The sequence below is a fragment of the Enterococcus sp. DIV1420a genome (genome assembly GCF_051712165.1).
GTDB lineage: Bacteria > Bacillota > Bacilli > Lactobacillales > Enterococcaceae > Enterococcus > Enterococcus faecalis.
Genome location: NZ_JBIOOI010000001.1, coordinates 645,710 through 652,500 on the forward strand (window position 1 = coordinate 645,710; position 6,791 = coordinate 652,500).

5 protein-coding genes are annotated in these 6,791 nt (G+C 39.5%); 1 reads left to right on the forward strand and 4 read right to left on the reverse strand.

The features are described 5' to 3' along the window. Positions 1-78: 78 nt before the first annotated feature. From IGI80_RS03270 to IGI80_RS03285, 4 genes are all read right to left on the reverse strand, one after another. A complete protein-coding gene (locus IGI80_RS03270; protein WP_438722673.1) occupies positions 79-2,574 on the reverse strand; it encodes an ATP-dependent Clp protease ATP-binding subunit in 2,496 nt (831 codons plus the stop codon). Between the two features lie 2 nt (positions 2,575-2,576). Beyond that, positions 2,577-3,044 carry a CtsR family transcriptional regulator gene (locus IGI80_RS03275; RefSeq protein WP_002354715.1) on the reverse strand — a complete coding sequence of 156 codons (468 nt, stop codon included), beginning with the start codon at positions 3,042-3,044 and terminating at the stop codon, positions 2,577-2,579. Positions 3,045-3,247: 203 nt separating this feature from the next. Beyond that, positions 3,248-4,477 (reverse strand): aminotransferase class I/II-fold pyridoxal phosphate-dependent enzyme, encoded by a 1,230-nt coding sequence (locus IGI80_RS03280; RefSeq protein WP_025191893.1) that lies wholly within the window; start codon positions 4,475-4,477, stop codon positions 3,248-3,250. Continuing rightward, positions 4,455-5,762 (reverse strand): PTS sugar transporter subunit IIC, encoded by a 1,308-nt coding sequence (locus tag IGI80_RS03285; protein WP_010710020.1) that lies wholly within the window; start codon positions 5,760-5,762, stop codon positions 4,455-4,457. Before IGI80_RS03285 ends, IGI80_RS03280 begins: the two co-directional genes overlap by 23 nt. Before the next feature lie 145 nt (positions 5,763-5,907). On the opposite strand from IGI80_RS03285, the gene IGI80_RS03290 reads away from it, so the two are divergent. Next, positions 5,908-6,765: a MurR/RpiR family transcriptional regulator gene (locus IGI80_RS03290; protein ID WP_002354705.1), complete on the forward strand. Its 858-nt coding sequence runs from the start codon at positions 5,908-5,910 to the stop codon at positions 6,763-6,765. Positions 6,766-6,791 lie beyond the last annotated feature (26 nt).

A 6,791-nucleotide genomic window follows, 5' to 3' on the forward strand; every position in this document is an offset into this window, starting at 1 on the left:
AAAGAAATCACCACTGGAAAATAGAAAAGCCTGGTATAAAAACCCTAAATGGTTTTTATACCAGACTTCGCATCTCATCTATACAGTTTGTAATTCTTTCGCTTCTGTCTTTGGTGCTTTTGGTGCCCGCACATTTAACGTGATTTTACCTTTGCTAGCGCCTAAAGTTACTTTATCCCCTAACTGAATTTGACCAGAAAGAAGGGCTTCACTTAAACGATCTTCCACTTCTTTTTGCAAGGCCCGACGAATTGGACGTGCGCCATATTCTGGATCAAACCCGACTTTACCAATAACTTCAATTGCAGCTGGTGTGATTTTCACTTTAACCTCTTGTTCGGCCATCCGTTTCACGACAGATTGACTCATAATTTTTACGATTTCATGAATTTCCTCTTGTTTCAAGGAATGGAATACAACCGTTTCATCAATTCGGTTTAAGAATTCTGGACGGAAGGCTTTTTTCAATTCTTCCATGATTCGTTTTTGCATTAATTCATGATTTTTAGAAATGTCTTTCACATTGAAGCCGACATGTTTTTCTTCACGAATCGCTGTTGCTCCTAAGTTGGAGGTCATGATTAAAATCGTGTTACGGAAATCGACTTTTCGTCCTTTGGCATCCGTTAAATGGCCATCATCTAAGACTTGTAATAAAATATTAAAGACATCTGGATGGGCTTTTTCTACTTCATCTAGCAAAATAACGGAATAAGGACGTTGACGAATTTTTTCAGTTAGTTGGCCGCCTTCTTCGTAGCCGACATAACCTGGAGGAGAACCGATTAAACGGCTAGTGCTGTATTTTTCCATAAACTCAGACATGTCCACGCGAATCAAGGCTTCTTCGCTGCCAAACATTGCTTCGGCTAAGGCTTTGGCAAGTTCTGTTTTCCCAACCCCTGTTGGTCCTAAGAACATGAAGGAACCAATCGGTCTTGCTGGGTCTTTCAAGCCACTACGCGCACGACGGATAGCGCGTGAAACAGCTTCAACTGCTTCATTTTGGCCAACGACCCGTTGATGTAAAATGATTTCTAATTCCATTAATCGTTCGCTTTCTTTCTTCTCTAGCTGCTGCAAAGGAACGCCTGTCCATTGTGAAACAACCCCAGCCACGTCTTCTTCTGTTACTTGTGTACTGTAACCAGACAGACTTTTTTCTTTCACTGCAATCAATTCTTCTAGTTTTTCCATCACTTGTTTTTCTTTTTGACGAATCCGAGCGGCACTTTCAAATGATTGATTTTGAATGGCCTCTTCTTTTTCCGTAATTAATTGAGAAATTTCGGTACGCAATTCATTAATTTCTGAAGGTTGATCTGCCTTATCTAAACGAACTTTTGCTGCAGATTCGTCCATTAAATCAATTGCTTTATCTGGTAATTGGCGGTCATTTAAATAGCGAATCGATAATTGAACCGCTGCATGTAGAGCTTCATCTGTAATTTCTACGCCATGATGTTTTTCATAGCGTGAACGCAAGCCTTTTAGAATTTCTTCTGCTTCTTCTGGGGTTGGTTCTGCTACTTGAATACGGGCAAAACGACGTTCCAAAGCGGCATCTTTTTCAATATATTTTTGGTATTCATCCAGAGTTGTCGCACCAATTGTTTGCAACTCGCCACGTGCTAAAGCAGGTTTTAAAATATTTGAAGCATCAATCGCCCCTTCTGCACCGCCAGCACCGATCAAGGTATGCAATTCGTCGATAAATAAAATGACTTGTCCATCTTGATAGATTTCATCGACAACTTTTTTCAAGCGATCTTCGAACTCACCTCGATATTTGGTTCCAGCAACCAAGGCACCCATGTCTAGCATCATTAAACGTTTGCCTTGCATATCTTCAGGGACTTCCCGGTTGACAATTTTCTGGGCTAAGCCTTCTGCTATCGCTGTTTTCCCAACACCTGGTTCACCGACTAAGACAGGATTGTTTTTGGTACGGCGACTCAAAATTTGGATTAAACGACGGACTTCGGTCCCGCGACCAACTACTGGATCCAAGCTTTGTTCTCGTGCTAACTTGGTTAAATCTCTTGCTAAAGAATCCAATGTTGGCGTCCCTTGTGGCGCATTTTTATTTTGACCATTCCGACGACGTTGTGCGCCATTGGGTTCGGAAACGCCCATTTTTTTCAATAATAATTGACGCATTTTGGATAAGCTTAATCCTAAATTCACTAAAATTCTAGACGCTAAAATTTCTTCGTCTCTTAACAAGCCCAATAATAAATGCTCGGTACCAATCTTTTGAGCCCCTAAGCGCTTCGCTTCATCTCCAGCATAGGCAAAGATTTGTTTGGCTCTTGGTGAATAAGGTAAGTATAAGTTGTTATTCCCCATTGGACTTTGCATGGTGCCATAGCCACTTAAATGCTCAATTTCTTCACGGATGTCTTCTGTGTCAGTATTCAATTGTCGTAATGTTTTTCCGGCAATCCCATTTGGTTCTAAAACGAGTGCTAATAATAAATGTTCAGAACCGACGGATTGGTGACGAAAATACTTCGCTTCTTCTTGGGCAATCGCCAGTACGGCTTTCGCACTTTCTGTAAATAGTTCATCCATAGTTATTCCTCCTCATAGCTCAAGCGCTCTAAAAATGACCGCATTATTTGAGCTCTTAGAAAATCTTCGTGATTCCCCAGACCATTCAATGTGCTTTTACTTAAAGCAGCTAGCATTAAATTGCCTTCCTTTTTCGTAATCACTTCTTCTTCATACAATGTTTGAATAAATGTTAGCGCATCTTTTTCTGTTAAGGTTGCGCCAATCAATTGATCCATTTGTTTTAGTAATTGATCGTTATCTGAAATTTGTACTTTGACAATGCGAATATAGCCGCCTCCACCACGTTTACTTTCAACTGCGTAGCCTCGTTGGATGGTAAAACGTGTATTAATTACATAGTTAATTTGTGAAGGAACGCAATTAAATAAATTAGCCATTTCCGCCCGACGGATTTCAATTTTATTACTTTCTTCTAAAATCTTTTTTAAATAAGCCTCGATTAAATCTGACGTATTTTGATTACTCATAGTCTTCCATCCTTCTTCTCTCTTGACTAATATTGACCATTATTATATCGAACTTTGCCTATTAAATAAAGAGGAACGCTTTGACTTTAATAAAAAAATGCAAAACAGGAGGAGCAACCTCAGTCAAACTGACTTAAGTTCCCCTCCTAAAATTGAAAATATGTTATTGAATCACAGGCAGACAATGGCTCCGCCTTAATGTCTCACAAAAGCGATTCTTCGCCATAGGCTTGATCCAAGGCTTGTTGAATATCTTCGATAATAGATGTTGGCTCTTCCAAACCAACGTACATGCGAATGTGCGCTGGCGACAAGCCTCTTTTCTGAACAGCCGCCAAGTTATTGCCTTTGAATACAGGCAAGGCCAAACTTTCAAAGCCACCCCAACTGACCCCAATTGTGACCAGCGTCAATGCGTTCACAAATGTTTTCAAACGTTCAAAATCGGTATCTTTTAAATCAATCGCAAACAATGAACCATAACCTGTTAAATATTTTTCTGCTAACGCTTGTTGTTGTTGATTTCCTACAAAAGGATGATATAAGCGGCTGATTCGCGGATCCTTTTGCAAAGCCGACAGCACCGTTTGGATGGCTTGAGACTGATGCGCCAACCGAACAGGCATGGTACGAATACCTCGTAACGCTAACCAAGAATTGAAGGGACTATTGACTGCGCCTAATGCTTGATGACCATGTTCAAAAATTTGATCTACAAGCGCTGCTTTGCCAATGACAGCCCCTGCTACAATATCCGAATGACCACCAATATATTTGGAACAAGAATGAATCACCAGGTCCACATTATGGCATAAAGGATGCTGAAATAACGGTGACGCCCACGTGTTATCAATGACAGTGTATGCGCCGATTTTTTGTGCTAACGCAGTTATTTTTTCTAAATCTAGCAGTTCAAACTTTTGTGAGGACGGACTTTCAAAGTAAATGACTTTGGTGTTTTCCTGAACAAATTGAAAAAGTTCTTCTGTTTCTGCAACGTCTACTTTGGTCAAGGATACGCCAAATTTCTCTAAATATTGCACAAACGAAACAGATTCTCCATAAATTGTGTTGACCATTAAAACATGATCACCTTGTTGGAGCAACGTAAACAGCGTTGCCGAAATAGCGCCCATTCCTGAGGCAAAAACTTTACATTTTTCTCCACGTTCCAAACGAGCAATTTTTTTCTCTAAAATTTCTGTTGTGGGGTTGGTGCCACGTGTGTAAACATAATTATTTTTTTCATCTATACTCGCTGCCATAAATTCTTCGTAAGTTGGAAAATAAAAGGAAGAGGTTTGAACCAACTCGGGCACCATCGGATGATACATTTTTTCCATTCCTTTTTCCACTTCACAGCAAATATTTTCATCATTCTCAACATGCATTTCCTTCACTCCTCTTTCTCTACAATGTTTCTGGTACTTCATGGGCTTCTTCTTTTTGATATTGTCGATCTAAGGCTTTTACAAATGGATAATAAATAACGACACTAGCGGCAACAGCTAAAACTTGCGTCACTGCACCTTGCCATTTTCCCACTAAAAAGCCCGAAAACAGAAAGGGCGTAGCCCATGGTGCTTGAATGTTTGTAAACATTGGCATGAACCCAATTTTCATTGACAGAAAGGCAATCAAGACCGATACAATCGGCGCGACCGCAATCGGAATCAATAATAAAGGGTTAAAAATAACTGGGAGTCCAAAAATCAAGGGTTCATTAATGTTGAAAAATGCTGGAACAAACGAAATTTTCGACATGGCTTTCATTCTAGACGAATGTCCGACGATGGCCATTGCAATAGCCAAGCCAATCGTGCAACCAGCGCCTCCAATTGTGGCAAATTGATCGAGCATTTGGACCGTGCCAAAGTTGCCACTTTGAGCAGTTAATTGTCCTAATTCCGCTAAGCTTTGGTTTTTGTCTGCATTCGCATATAAAATAGGATATAGCATGGAATTGATGACAGTTGGATGAATCCCAAACCACCAGAACAGTCCATTTAAGCCAGCCACAATAATAATTGCAAAAGGGGTTCCGATTAAACCTTGCAGTGGCGCTTGAATCACCGCATAAATTAATTGCGGGAAGGAATCCGCAAACGAAAGCCCAATCCCATTAATCAATAAAGCCACCGCTACCACAAAAATCCCAGGAATCAATGCACTAAAAGCTTGGCTCACCATAGAAGGCACGCTTTCAGGCATTTTGATGACTAATTTTTTCTTAATACAGAAACGAGTCAATTCAACCGAAAGAATTGACATAATAATGGCCGTAATCACCCCTTGCGTTCCTAACCAATCAAACGATAAAACTTTCGTCACAACTTCGCCTGATTCAGTGGTCACCGTTTTCGGTAAAACGACTACGTAAGCAACAATTCCTAAAATTAATGAAGTTAAACGATCCATTTCGTAACTTTCCGCCAATTTATAGGACATCGTCCCAGCAAAAATAATTCCCATCATGTTGAAAGTTGCTCGATAAGCTGGTGAAATCATATCCGCCCAATCTGCACCGAAAATTCCAGCCATAAAATCGCCATACCCTGCTACTGGAAAATCTGTAATCAACATAAAAATCGATCCAATAATTGTTAACGGCATAATCGCAAAAAAACCATTTCTTAAGGCTTGAAAATAACGTAAACTTGTAATCCTTGAAACTTTAGGCACTACGGCTTGCTCCACCCAGTTTGTTAACTTATCCATTTCACTTCTCTCCTTAATCCTTTGTGATATCCTCATCATAAAGAAACCGCTTTCTGATGTAAATACGACTAACTGATTCTGTAACTATGTTTCATAATTCATACGCTTAAGGTATACTGAAAGCGAAACAAAGTACCACAGAGAGGTGAACCCATTGAATCTAATCGAATGTTTAGAACAAAAAGAACGCTATACATATAACGAAGGGCTAATTATTGATTTTATTTTATCTCATACTGAACGAGTCCTGCATATGTCGATTTATGAACTAGCAGAAGCCACCAACTCTTCAACCTCCACGATTGTTCGTTTGTGTAAAAAAACAGAAACTAGCGGTTTCAAAGAATTTAAAATCCGCTTGTCCCGCGACTTAGAAATTCACTACCAAGCAATCCGGAATGTTGATGCGAATATGCCTTTTTTAGCGCAAGATTCTGATTTACTAATTGCCAAGAAAATTGCGCAGTTAACGACTGAAACTGTTCAATCCACCCAACAGTTATTAACCGAGGCCATGTTAAATAAAAGCATTGATTTACTTTTAACCGCTGAAAATATTTTAGCAGTGGGTGTCAGTAACTCCTACATTCGCTTAACGGATTTTCAAACAAAGTTATTACGCATTCAGCTATTTATCCATTTAATCCCTTATCAAGCTGAACAATTTTATTTAGCCATCAATGCCACCAAAAATGACGTAGCCATCCTCGTCTCTTACAGTGGTAACACTGCAGAAATCGTAAATGAAGCACGGATTTTTGCAGAAGGAGGCACCCCGATTATTGCCATTACTTCAGACTTGAACAGCCAATTAGCTAAATACGCCACAGTGATTTTGCCCATTCCTAACGTTGAACATGCAGATTTCAAAGTCTCGACCTTTTCCTCTCAACTAGCCATCGAATATATTCTCAATGTCCTTTATTCCTGTATTTTTAGTCGCAATTTCGATAAGAATTACACATCACAAAAAAATACACCTACTTCGATACTTAAATTTTAAACAAAACAAAACAAAAAAACAGTACT